The sequence below is a fragment of the Ruegeria sp. HKCCA5491 genome (assembly GCF_013034565.1).
Classification (GTDB): domain Bacteria; phylum Pseudomonadota; class Alphaproteobacteria; order Rhodobacterales; family Rhodobacteraceae; genus Ruegeria.
In genome coordinates, this window is sequence record NZ_WQGG01000009.1 from 63,949 (window position 1) to 88,066 (window position 24,118).

General features: G+C 58.1%; 18 protein-coding genes. 9 read left to right on the top strand and 9 right to left on the bottom strand.

The window, feature by feature from the left end:
- Positions 1-99 precede the first annotated feature (99 nt).
- The 7 genes from GOV88_RS12975 to GOV88_RS13005 all read left to right on the top strand — a co-directional run bounded on the left by GOV88_RS12975 (position 100) and on the right by GOV88_RS13005 (position 9,235).
- Positions 100-2,388: a PAS domain-containing sensor histidine kinase gene (locus GOV88_RS12975; protein WP_171240694.1), complete on the top strand. Its 2,289-nt coding sequence runs from the start codon at positions 100-102 to the stop codon at positions 2,386-2,388.
- Positions 2,385-3,794 (top strand): sigma-54 dependent transcriptional regulator, encoded by a 1,410-nt coding sequence (locus GOV88_RS12980; protein ID WP_171240695.1) that lies wholly within the window; start codon positions 2,385-2,387, stop codon positions 3,792-3,794. The genes GOV88_RS12975 and GOV88_RS12980 overlap by 4 nt, the downstream gene beginning before the upstream one ends.
- 589 nt (positions 3,795-4,383) lie before the next feature.
- Entirely contained in the window at positions 4,384-5,760 is a 1,377-nt protein-coding gene (gene trkA / locus GOV88_RS12985) for a Trk system potassium transporter TrkA (protein WP_171211366.1), read from the top strand.
- On the top strand, positions 5,760-7,298 hold the full coding sequence (locus tag GOV88_RS12990) for a TrkH family potassium uptake protein (RefSeq protein ID WP_171240696.1): 1,539 nt from the start codon (positions 5,760-5,762) through the stop codon (positions 7,296-7,298). The genes trkA and GOV88_RS12990 overlap by 1 nt, the downstream gene beginning before the upstream one ends.
- Positions 7,299-7,423: 125 nt before the next feature.
- Positions 7,424-7,663 carry an RNA chaperone Hfq gene (hfq, locus tag GOV88_RS12995; protein ID WP_010440340.1) on the top strand — a complete coding sequence of 80 codons (240 nt, stop codon included), beginning with the start codon at positions 7,424-7,426 and terminating at the stop codon, positions 7,661-7,663.
- Complete coding sequence (hflX, locus tag GOV88_RS13000; RefSeq protein ID WP_171240697.1) at positions 7,663-8,934, top strand: GTPase HflX; 1,272 nt, start codon at positions 7,663-7,665, stop codon at positions 8,932-8,934. The genes hfq and hflX overlap by 1 nt, the downstream gene beginning before the upstream one ends.
- A gap of 16 nt (positions 8,935-8,950) precedes the next feature.
- Complete coding sequence (locus GOV88_RS13005) at positions 8,951-9,235, top strand: putative quinol monooxygenase (RefSeq protein ID WP_171240698.1); 285 nt, start codon at positions 8,951-8,953, stop codon at positions 9,233-9,235.
- 6 nt (positions 9,236-9,241) lie between these two features.
- On the opposite strand, the gene GOV88_RS13010 is transcribed toward GOV88_RS13005, so the two are convergent.
- From GOV88_RS13010 to hemB, 4 genes are all read right to left on the bottom strand, one after another.
- Positions 9,242-9,637, bottom strand: coding sequence for a nuclear transport factor 2 family protein (locus GOV88_RS13010; RefSeq protein ID WP_171240699.1), 396 nt, complete (start codon positions 9,635-9,637; stop codon positions 9,242-9,244).
- Positions 9,638-9,744: 107 nt separating this feature from the next.
- Positions 9,745-12,207 carry a penicillin acylase family protein gene (locus GOV88_RS13015; protein ID WP_171240700.1) on the bottom strand — a complete coding sequence of 821 codons (2,463 nt, stop codon included), beginning with the start codon at positions 12,205-12,207 and terminating at the stop codon, positions 9,745-9,747.
- A 174-nt stretch (positions 12,208-12,381) separates the two neighbouring features.
- Positions 12,382-12,954 (bottom strand): YSC84-related protein, encoded by a 573-nt coding sequence (locus tag GOV88_RS13020; protein ID WP_171240701.1) that lies wholly within the window; start codon positions 12,952-12,954, stop codon positions 12,382-12,384.
- 140 nt (positions 12,955-13,094) lie between these two features.
- The gene (gene hemB / locus GOV88_RS13025; RefSeq protein WP_171240702.1) at positions 13,095-14,093 is read right to left on the bottom strand and encodes a porphobilinogen synthase; all 999 of its coding nucleotides are present in this window, start codon (positions 14,091-14,093) and stop codon (positions 13,095-13,097) included.
- 120 nt (positions 14,094-14,213) lie between these two features.
- Here hemB and GOV88_RS13030 point away from each other — a divergent pair, with 120 nt between their 5' ends.
- Both GOV88_RS13030 and mfd read left to right on the top strand, forming a co-directional pair.
- Positions 14,214-14,738, top strand: coding sequence for a component of SufBCD complex (locus GOV88_RS13030; protein ID WP_171121592.1), 525 nt, complete (start codon positions 14,214-14,216; stop codon positions 14,736-14,738).
- A 21-nt stretch (positions 14,739-14,759) separates the two neighbouring features.
- Complete coding sequence (mfd, locus tag GOV88_RS13035) at positions 14,760-18,212, top strand: transcription-repair coupling factor (protein ID WP_171240703.1); 3,453 nt, start codon at positions 14,760-14,762, stop codon at positions 18,210-18,212.
- A gap of 26 nt (positions 18,213-18,238) precedes the next feature.
- Here the strand turns inward: mfd and GOV88_RS13040 are convergent, their stop codons facing one another.
- The 5 genes from GOV88_RS13040 to GOV88_RS13060 all read right to left on the bottom strand — a co-directional run bounded on the left by GOV88_RS13040 (position 18,239) and on the right by GOV88_RS13060 (position 24,069).
- Positions 18,239-18,892 (bottom strand): SH3 domain-containing protein, encoded by a 654-nt coding sequence (locus GOV88_RS13040; RefSeq protein ID WP_171240704.1) that lies wholly within the window; start codon positions 18,890-18,892, stop codon positions 18,239-18,241.
- Complete coding sequence (locus GOV88_RS13045) at positions 18,889-20,553, bottom strand: hypothetical protein (protein WP_171240705.1); 1,665 nt, start codon at positions 20,551-20,553, stop codon at positions 18,889-18,891. Before GOV88_RS13045 ends, GOV88_RS13040 begins: the two co-directional genes overlap by 4 nt.
- Before the next feature lie 57 nt (positions 20,554-20,610).
- Entirely contained in the window at positions 20,611-21,819 is a 1,209-nt protein-coding gene (locus GOV88_RS13050; RefSeq protein ID WP_171124817.1) for a multidrug effflux MFS transporter, read from the bottom strand.
- 76 nt (positions 21,820-21,895) lie between these two features.
- On the bottom strand, positions 21,896-22,555 hold the full coding sequence (locus GOV88_RS13055; protein WP_171121587.1) for a DsbA family oxidoreductase: 660 nt from the start codon (positions 22,553-22,555) through the stop codon (positions 21,896-21,898).
- Positions 22,552-24,069 carry a class I adenylate-forming enzyme family protein gene (locus tag GOV88_RS13060; protein ID WP_171240706.1) on the bottom strand — a complete coding sequence of 506 codons (1,518 nt, stop codon included), beginning with the start codon at positions 24,067-24,069 and terminating at the stop codon, positions 22,552-22,554. The genes GOV88_RS13055 and GOV88_RS13060 overlap by 4 nt, the downstream gene beginning before the upstream one ends.
- Between the last annotated feature and the right edge of the window lie 49 nt (positions 24,070-24,118).

Below are 24,118 nucleotides of genomic sequence, written 5' to 3' on the forward strand. Positions count from 1 at the left end.
TATAGCCACACAAAGCGTGGCATCCGGGCCTATGTCCGGCAACGACCACGAAATATGGCGGTAAGCCGCGCAAGCGGCACATCAGGATGAGGGCAGACGGTGGCAACCCGGGCACAGAGCGGGCTGATACTATCGATCAATCGGTGGAGAAAGTCACGAAAGCTGCGCAATTTTAGCACCTTGGGTCTGGTTTTGCTGGGCCCCGTCCTTGCGTTGGCCACTTACCTTGTCATTGGTCCATTCGATCTGGGAACGACGGCGCCGACGCTGCGCCTGATCTTGCTGGCTGACCTGGTATATGTTCTGGTCGTTGCGGCACTGGTCCTAAGCCAACTTGGAAGCCTGATCGCCGCGCGAAGGGCTAAATCCGCGGGTTCTCGTCTTCATTTGCGTCTGATCGGCGCTTTCACGCTGTTGGCGCTGGTGCCAACAGTCACCGTCGCGATTTTCGCAGGGCTGACGGTGAATATCGGGCTTGAAGGTTGGTTCTCGGACCGCGTCCGCGAAGTTGTAGGCTCGTCCTTGACCGCTGCTGAGGCTTATGAACAGGAGCACCGCGAAGGACTTACCCAAGACGCCACCGTTCTGGCGCGGTTCTTGGATACGGCTCGAGCGCGGGATTACTACATTTCGGACGCCGAATTGCGCACCGTTCTGGCGCAGGGTCAGTCGCAGATTCAGCGAGGCTTGCGCGAGGCTTACGTCATCGACGGCAGTGGCGAGATCAAATCCCGGGGCGATCGTTCGTACCTGTTCAACTACGAAGCCCCTACGCCTGAGCAGATGATCGAAGCGACGGACACCGGATTGCTGATAATTGCCGATTGGCAAAACAGCGAGTTTCGGGCCTTGGTACCCCTTCAGGCCTATTTGGATCGCTATCTTTACGTCAGTCGTGAGGTAGACGGGCAACTGCTTACCTTGTTGGATGACACCAAAGAAACAGTCCAGTTCTATCAACAGCTTGAAAACGAACGGGGCAGGGTACTGTTCGAGTTTGGCCTGCTTTATCTGGGCTTTGCGGTGATCCTGATTTTGGCGGCTGTGTCTTTGGGCATGTGGTTTGCCGAGCGACTGTCACGCCCTGTCGGACGATTGACCACGGCGGCGCAGCGGGTTGGGGCGGGTGACTTGAGTGTGCAGGTGATCGAAGAGGCCAGCGACGACGAAATCGCCATGCTGGGCCGTTATTTCAACCAGATGACTCGGCAACTGAAAGGCCAACGCGACACTCTGCTTGAAAATACGCGCCAGATTGAGCGGCGTCGGCGGCTGTTCGACTCGGTCCTCAGCTCTGTAACGTCCGGCGTTGTGGGTGTGGATTCCGATGGTTGCGTGACATTCGTGAACCGGTCGGCGGAACGCCTTTTGGACTGGTCCAGTAAGGAAGAACATCTGGCCATCGGTATTGCCGTGCCGGAGTTCCTTCCTTTGTTTGAAAGCCTCAAGGACAGCGGTCAGGAAGCCGTTCAGGGCGAGGTCAAAGTGACCCGAAAGGGCAGGTTGGAGAACCTTCTGGTGCGCATGGCAATCCGGCGGGGCGAGGATGGTGGTCTGGAAGGTTACGTTGTGGCCTTTGATGACGTAACCGATCTGGTCAGCGCGCAGCGCATGGCGGCCTGGGGTGATGTGGCCCGCCGCATTGCGCATGAGATCAAGAACCCGCTGACCCCAATTCAACTGAGTGCCGAGCGGATCAAACGAAAATTCTCTCGCAAGCTGGATGAGGAAGATTGCAACAGCCTCGAATCCATGACGGACGTGATTGTGCGGCAGACCAATGATCTAAGGCGGATCGTGGACGAGTTTTCGAAGTTTGCGCGTATGCCCGAACCTGACCGACACGAGGAAAACGTCGTCGATCTGGTACGCGAGGCGGTGTTGCTGCAACAATCCGGTCAGCCCGACGTTCAGATTGATGCAACGCTTCCGAACCACCCAGTCGTGGCGGATCTGGACGCGACGATGCTGAATCAGGCTTTGACCAATCTTATCAAGAATGCCGGAGAAGCGATTGAAACCTTGAAGAAAAAAGGTGCTCCGAAAAATCTCAAACCACAGATAAAAGTGGATGTAACCTGTGATGATGCAGGGACAATCATCACCATTGCAGACAACGGAATAGGGTTGCCCGAAGATCGGGCGCGGCTGTTTGAGCCATACGTAACCACACGTGACGAGGGAACCGGTCTGGGACTGCCTATCGTCAAGAAGATTATCGAAGAACATGGCGGTGCGCTGACGTTGGAAGATGCACCGGTATTTGACGGACAGGACCATTTTGGCGCGATGGCCGTTATCCGTTTGCCGGGGGGCAAATTTACCCAGACGGCTGCGCCACAAAAGCAGGCAAATCATATAAACAAACTGAAAGCAGGCCAAAGATGAGTGACATTCTGATCGTAGATGACGAACGCGATATTCGCGAGCTGGTGTCCGACATTCTGGAGGACGAAGGCTATTCAACCCGGCTGGCTGGCAACTCGGACGAGTGCATGGCGGCAATCAATTCGGAACCGCCGGGGCTTTTGATTTTGGACATTTGGCTAAAGGACAGCCGCATGGACGGAATCGACATCCTCAAGGCTGTGAAACGTGACAATCCCGATGTGCCAGTGGTGATCATCTCGGGGCACGGGAATATTGAAATTGCCGTGGCTGCAATCAAACAGGGGGCTTACGACTTTATCGAAAAGCCTTTTAACATTGATCAGTTGATGGTGGTGATCCGGCGCGCAATGGAAACCTCGCGCCTGCGCCGCGAGAATGCATCGCTCAAGCGCAAAGAAGTCACGAATTCGGACATGATCGGCAAGTCCGCCGCCTTCCGTTCGATGCAAAGTCAGTTGGACAAAGTTACCAAATCGAATGGCCGTGTAATGTTGAGCGGCCCTGCCGGGTCCGGCAAGGAAATCGCGGCGCGTTATATTCACGCCCATTCTAATCGGGCGAATGCACCTTTCGTGACTGTAAACTGCGCAGGTATCGAGCCTGAGCGGGTCGAAGAGGTTCTGTTCGGACGAGAGTCGTCGGAGCGCGGTGTTGAATCCGGGCTTCTGGAAGAAGCGCATGGGGGCGTGGTCTACTTTGACGAGGTTGCGGATATGCCGCTTGGCACGCAATCCAAGATATTGCGCGTATTGGTCGATCAGCAGTTTCAGCGCGTCGGCGGATCTGACAAGGTGCGAGTGGATTTGCGGGTGATCTCTTCGACGAACAAGGATCTTGACGCAGAGATCGCGGCAGAACGGTTCCGGGAAGAGTTGTTTCACCGTTTGAACGTCGTGCCGATTGATGTGCCTTCGCTTGAAGACCGGCGCGAGGACATCCCGGTTCTGGCGCAGCATTTCATCGAAATGTGCAATGAATCCCAAGGTCTACCCATGCGTGAGATATCTGAGGAAGCCGTCGCTCTGCTGCAGACGATGACCTGGCCGGGCAATGTACGCCAGTTGAAGAACCTGATCGAACGGGTGTTGATCCTGGGTGACGGCACGGGCCCAATCGAGGCCAAGGAGCTGCCCGCCGAGGATGAGAAAGCGGACGATTCCGGCCGTGTCGTACTGTCAGGTGCATTGGCCACGTTGCCCTTGCGTGAGGCGCGCGAGGCGTTCGAACGTGAATATCTGCTGACGCAGATCAACCGTTTCGGTGGCAATATCAGCCGCACCGCCAGCTTCGTCGGGATGGAGCGCAGTGCGCTGCACCGCAAGCTGAAATCGCTGGGCGTTGTGACGTCGAACAAGTCGGGTGCACGTGTCGCGCAATTGGATGAACCGGAGCCGGCAGAATAAGCTGCCGGTGACTTTAGCCCGGTACCCCGGGGGTTATGATCTGAAACGCGCCGTCGTTAAATTTTACGAAACACGACTCGGTGCTCAGCGGCGGGAGTTGTGTTGTTCGCTGCGCAGGAACCCGTGATTTCACATTTTGCCTGCACGGCGGCAAGCTGACGGGTCGATATCCCTTTTTGGCCATGCACTGCGCTTCGACATTGTTGCGCAGGCCTTGGTTCACATCCACGGTGTAGACTTGCCCCGGCTGCCACCATCCAGCCGATCGGTAGCATCTTCCGTTACCGTGACAATAGGTTCGACCGGGCCAATATGTTGGCGGGGATTGCCGCACTTGAGTGGCGACTGGCACGTTGTTGACCGCCTGCACCCGACACTCGGTCGTGTCCGTTTGCATGCGCGATACGCTTTCACCCTCACGGTAATACATGGAAAGTGGGCCGCATGAGGTGAGCGTCAGAACAGGAATAAGCAATCGAAGCACTGTTTTCATAGGGTTATCTTGCCTTGATTGCACGGGTATGACAATTCAATTGACCGCTATAAGGGCATCTGTCATTCAAAGATTTCAGGCAAGAGGGCCAAAAACATGAAGGTCATCATATGCGGTGCTGGTCAGGTTGGCTGGCAGATTGCACGGCACCTGTCGGGCGAATTGAATGATGTAACGGTTGTGGACAATAACCCGGACCTCGTGCGGCGGGCGACGGAAACACTGGACGTTCAGGGCATCGCCGGGTTCGCCAGCTACCCCGACGTGTTGGAACGCGCAGGTGCGCGCGACGCCGAGATGATCATTGCCGCCACCCATTCGGACGAGGTGAATATGGTCACCTGCCAAATGGCGCATTCGGTATTCTCGATTCAGCGGAAAATCGCGCGACTGCGGTCAAAATCTTATCTTGAGGCGATCCACTCGGATCTTTATCGCCGGGATCACCTTCCCATCGACGTGGTGATCAGCCCAGAGCGAGAGGTCGCAGCCGCCGCCATGCGCCGCCTTTCGGCGCCTTCAGCCTTTGATACCGAAATGTTCATGGACGGCCAGGCGCAGCTTTTGGGGATTCGCATCGACGAGGATTGCCCAATTGTGAACACCCCTTTGCGGCAATTGACCGATCTATTCTCTACGCTCAGCTCTGTTGTCGTCGGGGTGCGGCGCGAAGGCACCCTTTTTGCCCCCGAATCCGAGGACCAACTTTTCGTCGACGACGAATGCTATGTCTTTGCCAATGTCAAAGACGTGGACCGCACGATGGAAGTGTTCGGAAAGGCGCAAAAGAAACAGGATCGCGTCGTCATCGTCGGCGGCGGGAATGTCGGGCTCGAAGTTGCCCGCACGCTGGAAGAACGCGAAAGCCGCGTACGTGCCAAAATCATCGAACGGGACCGCAATTGCGCCGAACTCGCGGCCGAGGCGCTGGAGCGTACGATTGTTCTGAATGGCGACGGGCTTGATGCCGCTTTGCTGCGCGAGGCCGGGATTGAACGTGCAGATGCGATGCTGGCCGTCACTGACGACGACCGTGCCAACATGCTGGCTGCCGTGCGCGCCAAGGCCGAAGGCTGTGCACTGGCGATTGCGCTGATCAATGACCCCAGCATGGTCGCTTTGATGGGACCTTTGGGAATTGATGCCTATATCAACCCACGCGCGACCACGGTCAGCTCGATCCTGCGTCACATTCGCCATGGACGTGTTCGGCAGGTTTATTCCATCGGCGATGCCGAGGCCGAAGTGATCGAGGCTGAGGTTCTGTCCACCTCACCTATGGCGGGGCAGCGGTTGCGCGATATCGACTTTCCCGAAGGTGTCCTTGTTGGCGCGGTTCGCAAAGGGGAAGAATTGTTTCGGCCAACCGGCAGCTTGCGGATCGAGGAAAAAGACGTGGTCGCCATCTTTGCCATGGCCAAGGACGTGCCCGAGGTCGAACGGTTGCTACAGGTCTCGATTGATTTCTTCTGATGGAGCGGGCGCAGGCACACAGGATCGGGCTGGTGCGGCGATTGCCGTTGTTCCTGCTCATCTGGGGCATCGCTGCTTTGTCGATGTGGGTCCCCGCGATCTATGCGCTCGCGCTGGATGACCACGACACGTCCCGGTCTTTCTTCTATTCGGGGTTGTTGGGGTTGTTTGTCGTTGCAACCGTTGCGCTTGCATCATCCAACCGGGTTCCACGGCGCGGCACATTGGGGCAGTTGGCTGTGTTGCTGGCCTGTTTTACAATCCTGCCGATCTTTCTGGCGATCCCGCTGCATGATGCTTTGGGGAACACCACGTTCCTGAATGCGTATTTCGACATGGTCAGCGCATTGACGACGACCGGAGCGGACATTTTTCCCGACCCTGACCGATTGACCGCGCCGCTACATCTATGGCGGGCGCAAGTGGGATGGATGGGTGGCTTGCTGATGTGGATTTCTGCCGCAGCTATTCTGGCACCCTTGTCACTGGGTGGGTTCGAAGTAACGGCCCGAGGGCAGCCGGGACGCCCGGTCTCGGGCGTGGCGCAGAGTGAAAAGGTCGATCCGCGTGGTCGTTTGATGCGTGTCGCGCGTACTCTGACGCCCGTCTACGCAGGTCTGACGGCAGTGATCTGGTTGCTTCTGCTGATCGCGGGTGAGCAGGGTTTGACCGCGATCTGCCATGCCATGTCTACCATGGCAACGTCCGGCATTTCGCCTGTGGGGGGGCTTGAGGGCGCGCAGGCGGGAATTACCGGCGAGGCGATTTTGTTTCTGTTTCTCTTCTTCGCGCTTTCCCGTCTGACGTTTTCGACCGATACAGCCATGACAGGGTATTCTCGGCTGGACAAAGACCCGGAGTTCCGGATCGGGCTGATGATTGTCCTTTCGGTCGCGATACTGCTGTTCATTCGTGTGTGGGCGGGTGTGAATGAAATTGGCAACACGATGGAACCGCTGCAGGCGTTGAACGTTATCTGGGGCATGACATTCACGGCCTTGTCCTTTCTCACGACTGCAGGATTCGAAAGTGCCAACTGGAACGACGCGCAGCAATTGTCCGGATTGGGAACACCCGGCCTGATCCTGATGGGGTTGGCCTTAATTGGCGGGGGCGTTGCGACAACGGCAGGTGGCGTCAAACTGTTGCGCGTGTTTGCCCTGTACCTCAACGGTGCGCGCGAAATTGATCGACTGATCTATCCGTCCTCGGTAAGTGGGGTGGGTGGCGGCAACAGACGCATCCAAAGCGATGGTGCCTTCATCGCTTGGATCTTTTTGATGATGTTTGCGCTGACCGCTGCGGCCTTCAACTTGCTGCTGGCCGCGACCGGGGCTGGGTTTGAACAGGCGATGGTTCTGACGGTTGCCGCGCTTAGTACGACCGGGCCGTTGATCGAACTGGCCACGGACGTTCCGCTGCGGCTGGTGGACTTGTCGGAAGGCGCCAAGCTGACAATGTGCGCCGCAATGGTCATTGGTCGGCTTGAAACACTGGCGATTGTAGCGATGATAACGCCAACACTTTGGCGGGGCTAAGAATCCACACCCGCAGAATGTCTTATTTTTCATCTGGAAACTCGGTTAACGACACTCCATACTCTGCCGGAGGGAGCGCGTTGGTCCGCAGCGCGTAGCAAGAACAATGGCGAGATTATAAAAATATGGCTTCGGACAGACAGAATCTGCAGGACGCGTTCCTGAATAATGTACGGAAAGCAAAGGTCCCGGTCACAATTTTCCTGATCAACGGTGTGAAATTGCAGGGTGTGATTACCTGGTTCGATAACTTCTGCGTGTTGTTGCGCCGCGACGGACAGTCGCAGTTGGTCTACAAGCACGCGATTTCGACCATCATGCCGTCGCAGCCGATCAGCCTGTATGAGGGCGAAGACGCCTCTTGATGGAACACGATAGGACGCGCACCCGCGCTTGGGTGCTGCATCCGGAAATCAAGTCAGATGAACAGCGCCGTGTTCCTGAACCGGCGCTGGAAGAGGCGGTGGCACTGGCTGCCGCTTTGCCCGACCTTGACGTGGTCGGCTCGGAAATCGTGCGCCTGCAACGCGCCCAGCCCGGGTTGCTGTTCGGCAGCGGCAAGATTGAAGAACTGGCAGAACGGCTGCACGATAACAAAATCGAACTGGTTCTGATTGACGGGCCGGTTACCCCTGTTCAGCAGCGCAACCTTGAAAAAGCCTGGAAGGTCAAAATCCTTGATCGGACGGGGCTGATCCTTGAGATTTTCAGCGATCGTGCGCGGACCCGCGAGGGTGTTCTGCAAGTCGAAATGGCTGCGCTTAGCTATCAGCGGACGCGCCTTGTTCGGGCGTGGACCCACCTTGAACGGCAGCGGGGCGGGCTGGGATTTGTCGGCGGTCCGGGTGAAACACAGATCGAAGCCGACCGACGCGCCATTGACGAACAGCTTGTTCGTTTGCGTCGCCAATTGCAGAAGGTGGTCAAGACCCGCACCCTGCACCGTGCGGCGCGCGCTAAGGTGCCATATCCCATCGTTGCGCTAGTGGGCTACACGAACGCAGGCAAGTCGACGCTGTTCAACCGGCTGACTGGGGCAGAGGTGATGGCCAAGGACATGTTGTTCGCCACGTTGGACCCGACTATGCGCCGGGTTGAACTGCCTGATGGCCCCGAGGTGATCCTGTCGGATACAGTTGGGTTCATCTCGAACCTGCCGACCGAGCTGGTCGCGGCCTTCCGCGCCACGCTGGAAGAGGTTCTGGGCGCCGATATCATTGTTCATGTGCGCGATATCAGCCATGACGAAACCGACGAACAGGCGCGGGATGTCGAAACGATCCTGAGCTCGCTTGGGGTTGATGATGAACGTCCGCGGCTTGAGGTTTGGAACAAGATCGACCTATTGAGCGACGAGGATCGCGACGCCGCCATAGCGCGTTCGGATCGCGATCCTGCGATCTTTGCGATTTCCGCAGTGACGGGTGAGGGGATAGAGCCGCTACTGGCCGATATCGCGGTCAAACTGCAGGGCGTAAGGCACGAAAGCACGTTGACCCTTGGATTTGCCGAAGGCGACAAGCGCGCGTGGCTATTCCGTCAGGACGTCGTCCGATCCGAAAAGCAGACAGAGGACGGGTTCCAGATCACGGTTCTCTGGACCGACAAGCAGGCCGCTCAGTTTTCGGCGCTTTGAGTTGACGGGGGGCACAGTGTCCGAAAGCAAGGTCTTTTTGACTGGTCATATCGACGTACCGATAGATCGTCTTGAGCAAGTACGCGCCGCATTGCCCAAGCATATTGCGCTGACACGGGCGGAACCGGGGTGCTTGTCCTTCGAAGTCACCGAAGACGCGGAAACCCCGGGTCGGTTTAATGTCAACGAGGTGTTTCGGGATCAAACGTCGTTTGATGCGCATCAGGAACGCACGCAAAACTCGGAGTGGTTCGGGATCACGCAGGGCATCCCACGTTCGTACCAGATTACCAAGGGGTAGGCTGGGTCAGACCCCGTCGATCTGCCGCTGATAGTCTTCGGCGTCGTACCACCACAGCGAAGACTGAACCTTGTTGTCAGCCGTCATGTCCCATTCTTCCCAACCCCGGGTGATGACGTGATTGCGGGTTTCGGCGTGGTGCCCTTCCAGTGTCCAGACAAAGATTGCGTGGGTTCCGGCCCATCTCAGCATATCGCATCGAACTTCTAGGTCGACAAACTCGTCAAAGAACCCGCGCGCCATATCCGCGATTGCCGAGCGTCCGACAAACGGATCACCACGATTGACTGTGATTGTTCCATCCGGTGCAAAAAAACCGGCGACCGCTTCGGGATCGCCAGAGCTCCACGCGATTGCGTAATCCCGCGCGAGGTTGTTCAACGTGTCCCGAATACTGGCCATGAATACCCCCCGGTTCCAATCAATGACCACTGGGATCGTAAGCCAAAACAAGGGGCTGCGTCCACGCAACCGTGAAAAAGGGGCAAGGTCTTGCCGAACAGACGAAATCAGCGCGGGATCAAATTCGTCACGCCAACGGCCGCTGCACGGGCCAGATCAAGATCCAGCGACATCGGAATATACTCCCCACGCCGCCAAAGTTGCGCCTGATCGTCATAGTAGCGCGACAGGAAATGGCCCGATTGACCGGTGGCCGTAATGAAGACCGAACTGTCAGGGTCCGCGAAATCATAGACGCCCCGATAACCCGCGCCGTGCACGTTCTGAAACGGGTCCGGCCCTTCGCCCGAAGTGCGCCCACGCAGCAATGTATTGTCGCCGCCGCTGGTGGATTGGCGGATATTGACGAAGAACCGCAGAACCGGGACCGAGCCCAGCACCGGGTGATCATGGGTCGCCTGATGAGCATCGCCCCAGCGCAGGGATTCCAGCGACCCGCCATATTTCTCGGAAATCCAGATCAGCGCGTCGTCCAGCGCCAGCCGCGCCATGTCGGTGCAGGTTTCCGTGGGCGCACTTTGACGTACGTCACACCATACTGCCGCGCCGTCGATATCGCGGTAAACACGTTCTATGAACAGCGGCTCAACATGTTTGTATTTGGCAGCCAAAGGGCCAAGCTCGTCCGAGATCAGGCGGATTTGCAGCGCACGCAGCCAAGCGGCATAGATCAGAGGTTCGGGCAGATGTTCGTTCATCTCGCCATTCCACTCGGCCAGCAATCCCAGCGCGATCTGGCGCTGACGCTCGGGCGTGCCTTCTGGGGCCGATGCTCCGGTGAACCACAGGTCCGCGCCAATCAAGGGCAGCAGCGAGCGGGCGGTAAAGCTGACGGTGTCCAGTTGCGCCTCGATAAAGCTGTCACGCGTGTGAACCTCGCGCGATTGCATTAGGCGTTCCCAGCGGTGAATGCGCTGCGTGTCACCCCATTCATATGAAACATGCTCGGGGAAGGGGCGGTCTATGACCTTGTTGTTTGTGTTGCCCAGTATGCCACCGGCAGGGGCCACAAACTCGGGGTTGTCCGCATAGGGCAGGCGGCCCTGCCAGCGGTTCTCGGTCAGCCATCCGGGGGTGGGGATGCGTCCACGGCTTTGATTGCGCAGGTCGCGCTTGGGCATGGCCCCGATCAGCTTCATGCCGATCGTGTCCTTATCCACCAGCGACAGGTTCTGAGACGGGGAGATGAACAGTTCGGCTGCGTCAATCGCCTGCGGCACGGTATCAGAATTCATCAAGGCCATCGACGCGGTCATTGACGTGTCTTGCGCACTTAGGGCCGTCCAGGACAGCGATGCAACGTGGCCCTGCGGTGTTATGGTTCCCAGATCGTAGTGGCTGCCGGGCAGAAGGGGTCCATTCTCCGTCCATCGGAGGGTCAGTGTGATGGGCGCCTCATCCTTGATCTCGATGATTGACGGGCGGGTTCGGAATGACTTGTACCCGTCCGGGGTCAGATATTCTTCGGGATTGTCGGGGTTGAGCTGTTCAATATGAACGTCCTGATCATCCAGATAAGATGAGGTCAGCCCCCATCCCAGCCGATCACTGCGCCCCGCCATGACCGAAGGAATGCCCGGAATCGTTGCGCCGATGACGCCACCTTTTTCAAGTTCCAGCCGGGCCAGATACCAAACTCCGGGTGCAGTGAAACCCAGATGCGGGTCGTTCGCTAGCAGCGTCCCACCAATGGCCGATCGTGATGGTGCGGCAGTCCAGGCGTTTGATGCCCCGGCTAATCCACGTTTCGGGAATGGCGAAAGCGGACTGTCTGGCATCGGCGATCCGGCTGCATATCGGGGCAAACCCGGGAACAAGGCGGCATATTCGGGCAGGGCCGCAATTCCGGCACCCGGTACATCGGGCAGGATATCGGCCAGCCGCGCCGGGGTGTTCAGCATGAGCGAGGTGCGCGCCCTCAGCACTTCGTCCTCAAGATGGCCGGACAACTGAAGGCTCATCAATTTGATCACAGCGAGGCTGTCACCGGGTTGCCAAGGGGAAACAGGCGCATTGAACAGGAACATTTCGGGCGCGCCACGCCCAAGCGCCATCTCGTTGATTTCGTCCAGCCGCGCGTTGACACCAGTCGCGTAAGCGCGCAGCGCAGCCTTGGTATAGTCGTCCTGCACATCGACCGAGCGATGGGCAAGGCCGTAAAGGTCAAGCCGTCGCAGCAACTTGTCGATTGAAACCGTGCGCGCGCCGAACACTTCGGACAAGCGCCCTTGGGCGGTGCGTCGCAGGACGGTCATTTGCCACAGACGGTCCTGCGCATGTGCGTACCCAAGCCCGAAGAAGACATCCGGGTCAGTCTCGCCCAGAATATGCGGCACATTGGCGGTATCGCGCACGATTTCCACGGGCGCAGTCAGCCCGCGTACCTCAACGGTTTGATCGTATTCGGGCAGGGATTGGCTGGCCAGAAAGTAGACCAGAATGACGGCGGCCAGACTAAGAAGAACGAGGCCCGTGGCGAGGCGCACCAGCCAACGAAATACTAATCCCATCTGAGGCCCATTTTCTTATCTATCTCCGTTTGGCGTCAGTTTAGTAGAAGCCCATCCCAACCGAAAGAGGAACGCCGGAAGATTGTGTATCTTTGCGCAACGTCGCAAAGAAAAACCCCTGCCACAGAGATACGTCCATGGTAGGGGTTAAGCACTGAGAGGGTTAGTGCTGTGTTACGGGATGATCCGAGTGTATTTCGTGCCATCGACGGTTGCGCCGATCTGCAGACCCGCCTGACCGAAAACGGCGGCCAGTACCGGGGAGCGCAACGTTGTTGTGTTGGTCGAAAGAGAGTCGCCCTGATCGCTGACCACGTAGCCGATATCCGCGCCAGCCGTCCATCCGCTGGAACGACGGAAGTCATTCAGCGCGTCCTGTGTCATGAAGAACAGGACGTGGGCGTATTGCTGTGCCCCGACCTGCAATCCAGCGGTGCCTTTTACGGCAGAATAGTAGTCCACGGTTGCGCCATTGATCCGCAATGCGCCACGGCCATAACCGCCGCCAAAAACGAACCCGGCTTCGGTTATCAAGGGCATGACCAGCATGCCGTTGGCTTTTTCTGCGATTTCCACCGTGTTCGGATAGCGTGAATACATTTCGGTCAGCGTGGCATCGACGCGCGCGTCGATCGTTGCCGCGTTCGAGTTGCCGACACCGTTGCCGCAAGCTGCGATTAGGGTCAGCCCGGCCATGCCAAAGGCAAAGCCACGACGACTTAGTCGAATGGGATTGGAACTGCTCATGTTTTTTCTCTGTATGACTGCCTGAGTTGTCGGGTGTTCCCGATCTTATGGGCGAGGATACGCCTATTGAGTCCACGTGTCACGGGAAAGCTGCATCACCCCCGATCACAATAGGCGAATTATCGCGACAGTTTGAGGTCTTAGCCCTGAAGGTGCCGGGCGACCTCTGGGGCAAAGTAGGTCAGGATGCCGTCACATCCCGCGCGCTTGAACGCGAGAAGGCTTTCCAGCATGACCTTTTCCCCATCGATCCAGCCGTTCTGCGTAGCGGCCTGAATCATCGCGTATTCACCGGACACCTGATAGGCATAAGTGGGGGCGCCGAACGTGTCTTTGACGCGTCGGCAGATGTCCAGATAGGGCATGCCCGGCTTGATCATGACCATGTCGGCTCCTTCCGTCAGATCACGTTCGATCAGGCGCATGGCCTCGTTCGAATTGGCCGGGTCCATCTGGTAGGTCTTCTTGTCACCCGTCAGCGCACCAGACGCGCCAACTGCATCTCGGAACGGACCATAGAAGGCGCTGGCGTATTTGGCGGCGTAGCTCAGAATCATCACATTCTGGTGGCCTGCGGATTCCAGCGCGCGGCGCATTTCCCCGATCCGGCCGTCCATCATGTCAGATGGCCCGATGATGTCAGCACCCGCGTCGGCCTGGGCCAGCGTCATCTTCACCAGCGCCTCAACCGTCTGATCGTTCACAATCTCGCCATCGACGACATATCCGTCATGACCGTTGATGTTGTAGGGGTCCAATGCCACATCCGTCATCACTGCAATATCCGGAGCTGCGGACTTGATGGCGCGAATGGCGCGGTTCGACAGGTTGTCGGGATTCCACGCCTCGGCACAGTCTTCGGTTTTCAGACTGGGGTCAGTGTAAGGAAAGATGCAGATCGCAGGTATTCCAAGTGCTTGTGCTTCGACTGCAGCCTTCGCAATCAGATCGACGGACCGCCGTACAACACCAGGCATAGAAGGAACCGGTTCTTCTATCCCTTCGCCGTCGCGCACAAATACCGGCCAGATCAGGTCATCTGTGGTCAGTGTGTTTTCGCGCACAAGACCCCGAATGGCCTGAGATTGCCGCGCTCTACGGAAACGAGCCAATGGAAAAGGGGCGATGGTCGGTTTCATGTCGCGCTCTCCTTGAATATTCTCGCATTGGGTGGCATGAATTCCGCGTAGTCTCAAGGGTAACGATGGACGCGCCTATGCGAAGAGGGTCCCTAAGGACAGTGAACAAAGGGCTGACGCGTGGACTTATACTCTTCGATTTTTGAACTCATCGACATGCGCAGCTTTTCCAACCTTTGGTATTGGATCGGTTTGGCCGTTCTATGGTCGTCGGCCAGCCACTGGGCCATGGGGGTTCCTTATGACCTGGTCGTTCGCGCACGCCGCATCGGTGGGCAGGCTGAAGAAGACCTGTTGGACGTCGTCAGGATCAACAAGAACCGGCTTTTATACATCGTGGATGTGTCCGGGCTGGTCATTTTGGCGTTAAGTTGCTTTTTCTTTACCGGGCTGGCGATACTTGGGTTTTTCTACGGAGTTGAGTTCGCTCAGGCGGTCTTTCTGCTTTTGTTTCCGCTTTGTGTGGTGATGCTGATCAACATTTCCGCTGCGCGCAAGTTACAACGGACCGAACCGGGCATGGATGTCGTGTCAAAAATTCTCACGCGATGCAGAATCTATACGCAGATCGTTGGAATAATTTCGATCTTGATCACATCGCTTTGGGGTATGTATCAGAACTTTTCCATCGGCGTTCTGGGATAGAGAATTCGGAAAGGCAAGGCGATGACGGCTCCGAACCATGTGACGGTTGGCGGCGCCCCCGAAGGGTTTGACGCACAGCTTGTTCTGAACGAAATGACCCGGAGCGGCGGTCCGGTCTGTCATGTCGCGCGTGATGACAAGCGGATGGAAGCGATGCGCGCGGCGCTGGCTTTCTTCGCACCGGACGTTCCCGTCTTTGTGTTTCCCGGCTGGGATTGCCTGCCATACGATCGGGTGTCGCCGAATGCGGATATTGCGGCGGCGCGGGTCGCGACATTGGCAGCTCTGGTCCATCAGATGCCAGAACGTTTCGTTTTGCTGACAACCCTGAACGCGGCAACACAGCGCGTTCCAGCGCGGGACGTGCTAAGACAAGCTGCCTTTACCGCACGCGTGAATCATCGTGTCGATGAACAGGCCCTGCGCGCGTTTCTGGTCCGCATGGGATTTGCCCAAAGTCCCACCGTGATGGAGCCCGGAGATTATGCGGTTCGCGGCGGCATCATAGACATTTTCCCGCCCGGTGAGTCCGGTCCCGTGCGGCTGGACCTGTTCGGCGATGTTCTGGACGGTGCGCGCCGGTTTGATCCTGTCTCACAACGAACGACCGAAAAGCTTGAGGTCGTGGAATTGGCCCCGGTGTCCGAGGTTATTCTGGACGAGGCCGCCATTACTCGGTTTCGCCAAAACTACCGCATCGAATTTGGCGCGGCGGGGACCGATGATCCTTTGTACGAGGCCGTCAGTGCGGGGCGCAAACATCAAGGTGTCGAACATTGGCTTCCGTTCTTTCACGAAAGGCTGGAGACACTTTTCGATTACCTGCCGGGGGCAACGATCTCGCTGGATGATCAGGTGACGCCCGCGCGTCTTGCGCGGTGGGATACGATTGCCGATCAGTATGAAACCCGGCGCTTGGCTTTGGAAAACCGAACGCGCATGGATACGGTGTATAAGCCGACGCCACCCGGATTGTTGTATCTGGACGATGCTTCGTGGGAACAGGCGATTGGCGACCGGCGGGTTCTGCAGTTCGGCCCCCTGCCACAAGCCAGCGGACCGGGCGTGATCGACGCAGGCGGACGGATCGGTCGAAACTTTGCACCCGAACGGCAGCAGGAAAGCATCAGCTTGTTTGGTGCCCTAGCTGCGCATATCACCGACAAAATGGCCAAAGGCCCGGTGCTGATCGCGTCTTATTCCGAAGGCGCGCGCGAACGTCTGACCGGGCTGATCGAGGATGAAGGGCTGGCCGAGGTGATCCCCGTCACCGATGGCACCCGCGTTGGCAAACGCGGCCTGCATCTGGCCGTCTGGGCGCTGGAGCATGGGTTCGAGACCCCCGACCTGACGGTGATTGCCGAACAGGACGTGCTGGGTGATCGCCTGATCCGTCAGCCCAAGAAACGCCGCAAGGCCGAGAACTTCCTGACTGAGACCCAATCCCTGACGCCCGGCGATCTTGTGGTGCATGTGGATCACGGCATCGGTCGTTATATGGGGATGGAGGTCGTCACTGCCGCCGGTGCCGCTCATGAATGCCTGCTGCTGGAATATGCCGAGCAATCAAAACTGTACCTGCCGGTCGAAAATATAGAGTTGCTGTCCAAATACGGCCATGACGAAGGTCTGCTAGACCGTCTGGGCGGCGGCGCGTGGCAGGCGAAAAAGGCCAAGCTAAAAGAGCGTATCCGCGAAATGGCGGACAAGCTGATCCGCATCGCAGCCGAACGGGCCTTGCGCAAAGCCCCCATCATGGACCCTCCGCCCCATGCGTGGGAGGAATTCAGCGCCCGTTTCCCTTATCAGGAAACCGACGATCAGTTGCGCGCGATTTCTGAGGTGATGGGGGATATGCATTCGGGCGCGCCGATGGATCGCCTGATCTGCGGCGATGTGGGCTTTGGTAAGACCGAGGTTGCCATGCGCGCGGCCTTTGTCGCCGCCATGTCGGGCGTGCAGGTGGCGGTGATCGCGCCAACCACCCTGCTGGCCCGCCAGCATGCGGCCAGCTTCAAGGAGCGGTTTCGGGGATTCCCGCTGGAGGTGCGACAGTTATCGCGCTTTGTCTCAGCGAAAGAGGCGCAGCAAACACGAGACGGCTTGGCGCGCGGCACGGTCGATATCGTGATCGGCACCCACGCGCTGTTGGCCAAGGGCATCCGGTTCAACAATCTGGGCCTGCTGATCATCGACGAGGAACAGCATTTCGGCGTCGGCCACAAAGAACGCCTGAAACAGCTGCGCAGCGACATCCACGTCCTGACCCTGACCGCCACGCCGATCCCGCGCACCCTGCAACTTTCGCTAACTGGCGTGCGCGACCTGTCGATCATCGGCACGCCGCCCATCGACCGTCTGGCGATCCGCACCTATGTCAGCGAGTTTGACGCGGTCACGATCCGCGAGGCCCTGCTGCGTGAACATTATCGCGGTGGCCAGAGCTTTTACGTGGTCCCGCGCATTTCGGACCTGCCCGAGATCGAGGAGTTCCTGAAGGAACAACTGCCCGAACTGACCTATGTGGTGGCCCACGGTCAGATGGCGGCGGGTGAACTCGACGATCGCATGAACGCCTTTTACGACGGCAAATACGACGTTCTGCTGGCCACAACGATTGTAGAAAGTGGGCTGGATATCCCAACCGCGAACACGATGGTTGTGCATCGGGCGGATATGTTCGGTCTGGCCCAATTGTACCAAATCCGTGGTCGGGTGGGGCGCTCAAAAACCCGCGCCTATGCCTATCTAACCACCAAGCCGCGCCAGAAGCTGACTGCCACGGCCGAGAAACGTCTGCGCGTTCTGGGCTCGTTGGATACACTGGGGGCGGGGTTCACGCTGGCTAGCCAAGACTTGGACATTCGTGGCGCGGGTAACCTACTGGGCGAAGAACAATCGGGGCAAATGCGCGATGTGGGCTATGAACTCTACCAGTCGATGCTGGAAGAAGCGATTGCCAAGATCAAAGCCGGTGAGATGGAGGGGCTGTCAGACAGCGATGACCAATGGGCCCCGCAGATCAATCTAGGCGTGCCGGTTCTGATCCCCGAGGACTACGTGCCCGATCTGGATGTTCGTCTGGGCCTCTATCGTCGCCTGTCATCGCTGTCGACAAAGGTTGAACTGGAAGGATTCGCGGCGGAACTGATTGACCGATTTGGAAAATTGCCGAAAGAGGTGAACACATTGATGCTGGTCGTCCGCATCAAAACCATGTGCAAACGCGCGGGTATTGCGAAACTGGATGGCGGGCCAAAGGGCGCGACGATCCAGTTCCACAATGACAAATTCGCGTCACCTCAGGGATTGGTCGAATTCATCCAGAACCAGCGCGGGTTGGCTAAGGTTAAAGACAACAAGATCGTCGTGCGGCGTGACTGGAAGAAGGACAACGATAAGATCAAAGGTGCCTTCTCTATTGCGCGGGACCTGGCCGAAAAAGTTATGGCCGAGAAAAAGGCCAAAACCTAAATCACATTGCTCGGTCCGGTGACACCTTAGTCACCGGCGACGAAGGTGCATAACTGCCATTGACCGCCCTCTGACTTGGCGAATGCGGCCCGATACCCGACCATCGGCCACAGGAACATGCTGTGCATGTAGCCCTGGCCGCCATCGGTCAGCAAAACCTGCTGGTATTCGTCAATCTCGGAATAGTCCCGGACTATGACGACCTCATGGCTGATCAGATCCAGAATCGGCGCGCCCCGGTTTGGAGACTGGCGCAGAGTCACGTCCGCAGCATTGACGAAGTAAGCCATATAAGGGTCTAACGTGGCGGGCAGGGTGATCTGCCACTGATGCGGCATCCAGAACTCACCGTCTTCGTCGAAATAGCCGGGCTGTAACAAGGTGTTTTCAAGATCGGACCAATAGGTCTCGCCTCCTTGTTCAGGCAAGGTGGCCGGATCGGGGGCCAAAAGCTCTCGGAACTCTTCGGGGCCGCCATTCCCGCCGTGGCTAAGGTAAATGTCAGGACAGGCCGCCGCTATGACCGCGTCAGCGTCCCGCGCTTTGACCTTGGTCAACAACTCGGCCCGAAACGCCAAAAGGCTTGGGTCTTGGTCAGCCTCATCCACAGGGGGAAAGGTCTGGCGATCCGCCAGCGCCGGGCCGCAGGTAAAGGTGGCAACAAGCAGAAGGGGCTTCATTCAGCGGCCTTCATCGCCGCCTGCGCGCAAAAGCAGGATGCGCCGACGGCACGGTCGGCGCGGGCAAGTGCCAGATCCAGTCTTTGGCTGATTTGCTTGATCTCGTCGACCTCGCCACGCGCTTTCAGGCAATCGTGCAACCCCTTAAGGCTCCAGACATTGTCTGGATGGATCGAGGCGCGGCTAAGAGTGCCGCCCAGTCCCAAATCTTCGCGATAAACAGCTTCAGCATCGGCAGTTTGGCCCTGTTCGAACAACAACGCGCCCAATGCGTGACGGGTCGGCTGCATCCAGCCCCACGGCTCATCATAAGGCAGGTTGTCGTCCAACTCGACCGAGCGTCGCAGATGGGCATAGGCCACATCGTAATTACTCTTGCGGTACTCAATCTCGCCCCTCAGCATCTCCTGCGCGATCTCCAGCAGGTCAGTAACACGGTTGTTGTGCATCAGCCGGGTGTCGGGGACGCGGGCCTTGGCAGCAAGAAAAAGCTGTTCCTCGGCCTCGGCTTCGGCCACATGTCCCGTCGCCGCAAAAGCGATAGCGCGGGCATAGTAGGTCGTCGCGGTCAGGGTCAGGAACAGGTCGGTGTCTTCTGGTGGCTCAAGCGCCTTGGCTTCTTCCCAGCGGCCAAAACGGATCAGGATGTGAGGGCCCATGGACATATAGCTTTCGAAGTAGTCCGCCATTGGCGGGCTTTCGATGCGCAGCATCTCTTCGGGTGTAGTGTCCCACATGCCCTGATTGGCGCGCAGGGCCGGCTCGATCTGACCCAGGAACAACGCGCCGTAGATGACAAAGTGATAATCGTGCTGGCGATAGCCTGTGTACACGTTGAAAGCGCCCTCGCGCTCGTAATACTTAAGGTCTGCCTCGATCGCCTTTTCGTTCCAATGAACGACGTTTTGATAGTGACCGCACAATACGTCGATATGGGTGGGCATATGCACCAAATGGCCCGCATCAGGCACCAATGTTCGCAGAACATCCCCTGCTTTCAACGCTTTTTCGGGGGTTGGCGACATCTCCATCAGGTGCACATATAGATGGAGAAGACCGGGATGAGACATGGCTGCTGGATCGTTCGCCATCGCATCTTCCAGCGCTTTTTGGGCTTCAAGCGTCGCAGCACCCTCAGCTGGTTTCCCCGACTTCAGGTCCCACATCTGCCAAGGCGTGAGGTTCAGGAGCGATTCAACATAGATGGTACGCAGGTCCAGATGGTCGGGTCGTTCAGCAAACGCCGCGCGCATAGCGTCTGCAAAGTCATAGTCCCATTGGTGCATATCATCTGTTGGGTCGTCCTGCGGATAACGCGTGGGCAGGGCGTGGATCAGTGCCTGCTCGACTGGGGTACAGCCATCGACCAAAGCAAGCGCCCGTTGCGTCGCGTCAAATGCCAATGTCAGCGCCTTCTTCTTGCCGCGGTCATCCAACAGATTCCACGGCACATTATAGTTGGGACCGGCGGCATAGGCGACGCCCCAATGTGCCATTGCGCAATTCGGATCGGCTTCGACCGCTCGCTGGAAACAGGCTACGGCCTCATCGTGGTTATAACCGTAGGTCCAGACCAACCCGCGGTCGAACCATAGCTGCGCTTTGGCCGAGGCGGTGGTGACCGTGCAGGTATGGGTTCCCAGATCGTAATAGTCGCTCATTGAAAATCTCCACTCGGGTTGAGCGGAGGTTAACCTGATTCACCGGGGGTGCACAGATCAGGCTGGCAATCTGTTTTCGATCCGACCCATGTGCAGCATTAGGCCAAAACCCAGTGTGCTCATCGTCAGTATCCCGGTTGCCAAAGGTGCGATTGATCCGTCGAACAGCAGGCCAATGGGTGCAGCGATCGCCGCGGCAAGAACCGTTGAGATCGCTCCGATGACCGAGGCCGCCATGCCAGCGATATGGCCCATAGGTTCCATCGCGATGGCGTTGAGGTTGCCCATGGTCATGCCCGCCATAAAGAATACGGCGGTTTGCCAGCTAACGAATACGGCGAATGACAGGGTCGGTGACAGGTCCATGCTGTTCAGAACGATGACCGAAGTCGTGAAAACGATCTGCGCACCCAGAACCCACGTCACGATCCGGCGCATTCCCAGACGGATGACAAGGGCTGCGTTCAGCAGGCTCGCAGAGCCGGACATAAGCGCCACGAAACCGAACCAGAAGGGAAAGCTTTCGGCGCTGTCGTGGATAACGTCATAGATCGGCTGCACCATGGTCAGCATGGTGAATAGCATCCCAAGGCACAGGGTCTGCACCATAATCGAAACCCTTACCGTTGGATGTGCAAACATCTGGCGCGCCGCGTCCAGCATCAGCGGCAGACGCAAAGGACGTCGGTTTTCAGCAGCCAGAGATTCCGGCAGGCGCAGCCCCATCCAGACGATTGTGATCAGTGAAAACAGCACGAAAGACGCGAAAATTCCGCGCCATCCGGTCAGTGCGATAATTCCGGCGCCCATCATTGGCGCGATGGCTGGAACCAGCGTAAAGATCATCATCGCGATCGAGACAATACGGGCCATTTCGCGGCCGGAATACAGATCCCGGATAATTGCCATCGCGACAACGCGCGGGGCAGAACAGCCGATACCCTGAAAAATCCGCGCGATCAGCAGCATCTCAAGCGAGGAACTGGACCATGCCACCGCCGCCGACAGGATATACAGTGCAGAGCCGACGTAGATGACTGGTTTACGCCCGAATGCATCAGACAACGGACCGGTAAAGAATGTCCCGATCCCCATCCCCAGAACGAATGAGGTCAGGATCAACTGCGCTTGGTTGATGTCATCCGGGCTGAGCTGCGCGCCGATTTCGGGCAGGGCGGGCAGCATGGAATCGATCGAGAACGCTATTGTTGCGAACATCATCGCGACAAGTGCGACGAACTCTCCTCGTGACATACGACCGGCCATTGTGCCCTCCTGACCTGATCGCGCTATCACGGTAGGTCAGGTGGCACCAGAGACTAAATGTGCACAGAGGGCTGTGCTAATTTGCAGGGGAAGCCTCAAGTTGAGACATGATTTCACCGATCACGCGCTCCCACATTTCAGGAGGTTGGGCGCCGGGAACCGCGTGCTGGTTGGCGACGATGAAGGTCGGGACCGAGTTCACTCCCATCTGGCGCGAATGCGTGTCGCGGTCACTGATGTCCTGACGATCAGCATCTGATTTCAGCAGTTTCAGCACGATCGCAGCGTCCATACCGATACCGTCGGCGATGTCCGCCAGAACCTCGTGATCTCCGATGTCGCGTGTCTGAACGAAATAGGCGTCGAACAGTGCGTCGACCGCCGCGTTTTGTTTCCCTTCGATCCCGGCCCAGTGGATCAGGCGGTGGGCGTCCAGCGTGTTGGGAGTGCGCTTCATCCCTTCAAAGTCGATTTTCAGGCCAGCGTTTTCAGCGTGCTCAACAACCGGGGCGTAGGCACGGACAGCACCTTCTTTGCCGCCAAACTTGCGTTCCAGATATTCGCGGCGGCCCATGCCCTCGTCCGGCATGTCTGGATTCAGTTGGAAAGGGTGCCATTCGATGACAAAGGGGTGATCTGGGATCGCGGCCAGCGCCTTGTCCAGATGGGTCTTGCCGATATAGCACCACGGGCAGATCGGGTCGGACATGATGTCAAGCTTGACGGTCTGGGTCATTCGGTGGTCGCCTTGAAATAGGCCGGAAGCGCCCGGCGCAGGAGTTTGCCATTGCCGCCAGTCGGCAGCTCGGGCAGGTGGATAAAGGCGCGCGGTTGCTTGTAGCGCGCCAGATTTGCTTCCACATAGGTGCGCAGGGCATCTTCGTCCAGCTTTTCCGGGCCTGTATAGAAGGCTGCTATCAGGAATGTGTCCTGTTTCACCTCGACGGCGGCGGCACCTGCCTGCGTGATGCCGGGGTATTGTGACAGCACGGCCTCAACCTCGACAGGGGACACGCGGTACCCGCCCGCGTTCATCATATCGTCGTCGCGGCCCAGATAAGTTATCTGCCCATCCACAGCCATCGCGCCCTGATCGCCGGTCAGAAACCAATCGCCCTGCATCCGCGCCTGCGCTTCGTCCGGGGCATTCAGATAGGTTAGCATCAGGCCAGGATCCGAGCGGTGGATGGCGATGGTGCCCTCGGTTCCTTGCGGGACTGGACCATCTGGCCCAAGGATGGCCACGCGCCGGCCGGGCTGCGGTTGGCCCAAGGCCTCACCCCGCGCGGGGTGTTCGGGGCTGGACGAGATGAAGGTCGAGCATTCGGACATGCCATAGGCCTCAAACAGTTCGGTCCCTGTGGCGCGTTTCCATTGTGTATGAAGCGTGGGCGACAGCTTCTCACCTGCGCAGAGCCCATGCCGTAGGTGCGGCAAGGTTAGCTGATCGGTCGTTCCGACGATTTTTCGAAAGACACCCGGTGCGGCCGCGAAAATAGTGGCTTGGTGGTCACGCAGAAGCGCAGGAAGGGTGGACAGATCGGTTCCGGGCTCGGGGATCAACGCTGTCGCGCCGATCGTCCACGGGTCCATCAAACCCGTGCCCAATGTGTAGGTCCAGTTGAACGCTCCGGCGTGGCACAGGCGGTCATTTTCGCGTAGACCGTACCACCCATCCACCATCATCTGCCGGGCCCAGATTGCGCGATGGGCGTGTGCGACAGCCCGAGGTTTCCCAGAGGTGCCCGAGGTATAGACGACGTACGCCATCCTCTCGGGATCGCCCATCTGGAATGTGGCTGGGGACAGGTCCCGCATGGCGGTCAGATCGGGCAAAGTGATCTGCACAGGATGGTTGGCGCAGGCCACGGTCAGGTCACGCAGAACGGCTGCTGGCTTTAGGTCTTGGATGATCTTTGCGGTTTCGGGTTCGGTCAATTGGGACGAGGTCGGCACAGGTACGATCCCCACCGATATCGCACCCAGATAGGCGATGGGGAAGTCGACCGTGTTGCCCAGCCTCATCAAAGCGATGTCTCCGGGGTTTAAGCCAGACTGCAGCAAACCAGTTCCGGTGCCAAGAATGGCGCGTTTCAACTGTGCGTATGACCAGTGTTCCGCCTTGGTCGACCCGACAACTGACAGGGCGGTTTTGTCGGCCAGCCGATTGGCCTGACGCAATACATGCGCCGCCAGATTGAACGGGGATGGACAGGCCAAAGCAGGGCCTTGATCGAAGACAGAAAGCATAGCGACTGGCTAACGCGACGTCTGTTCCGTTGCAAGCAGGTCAACCTAG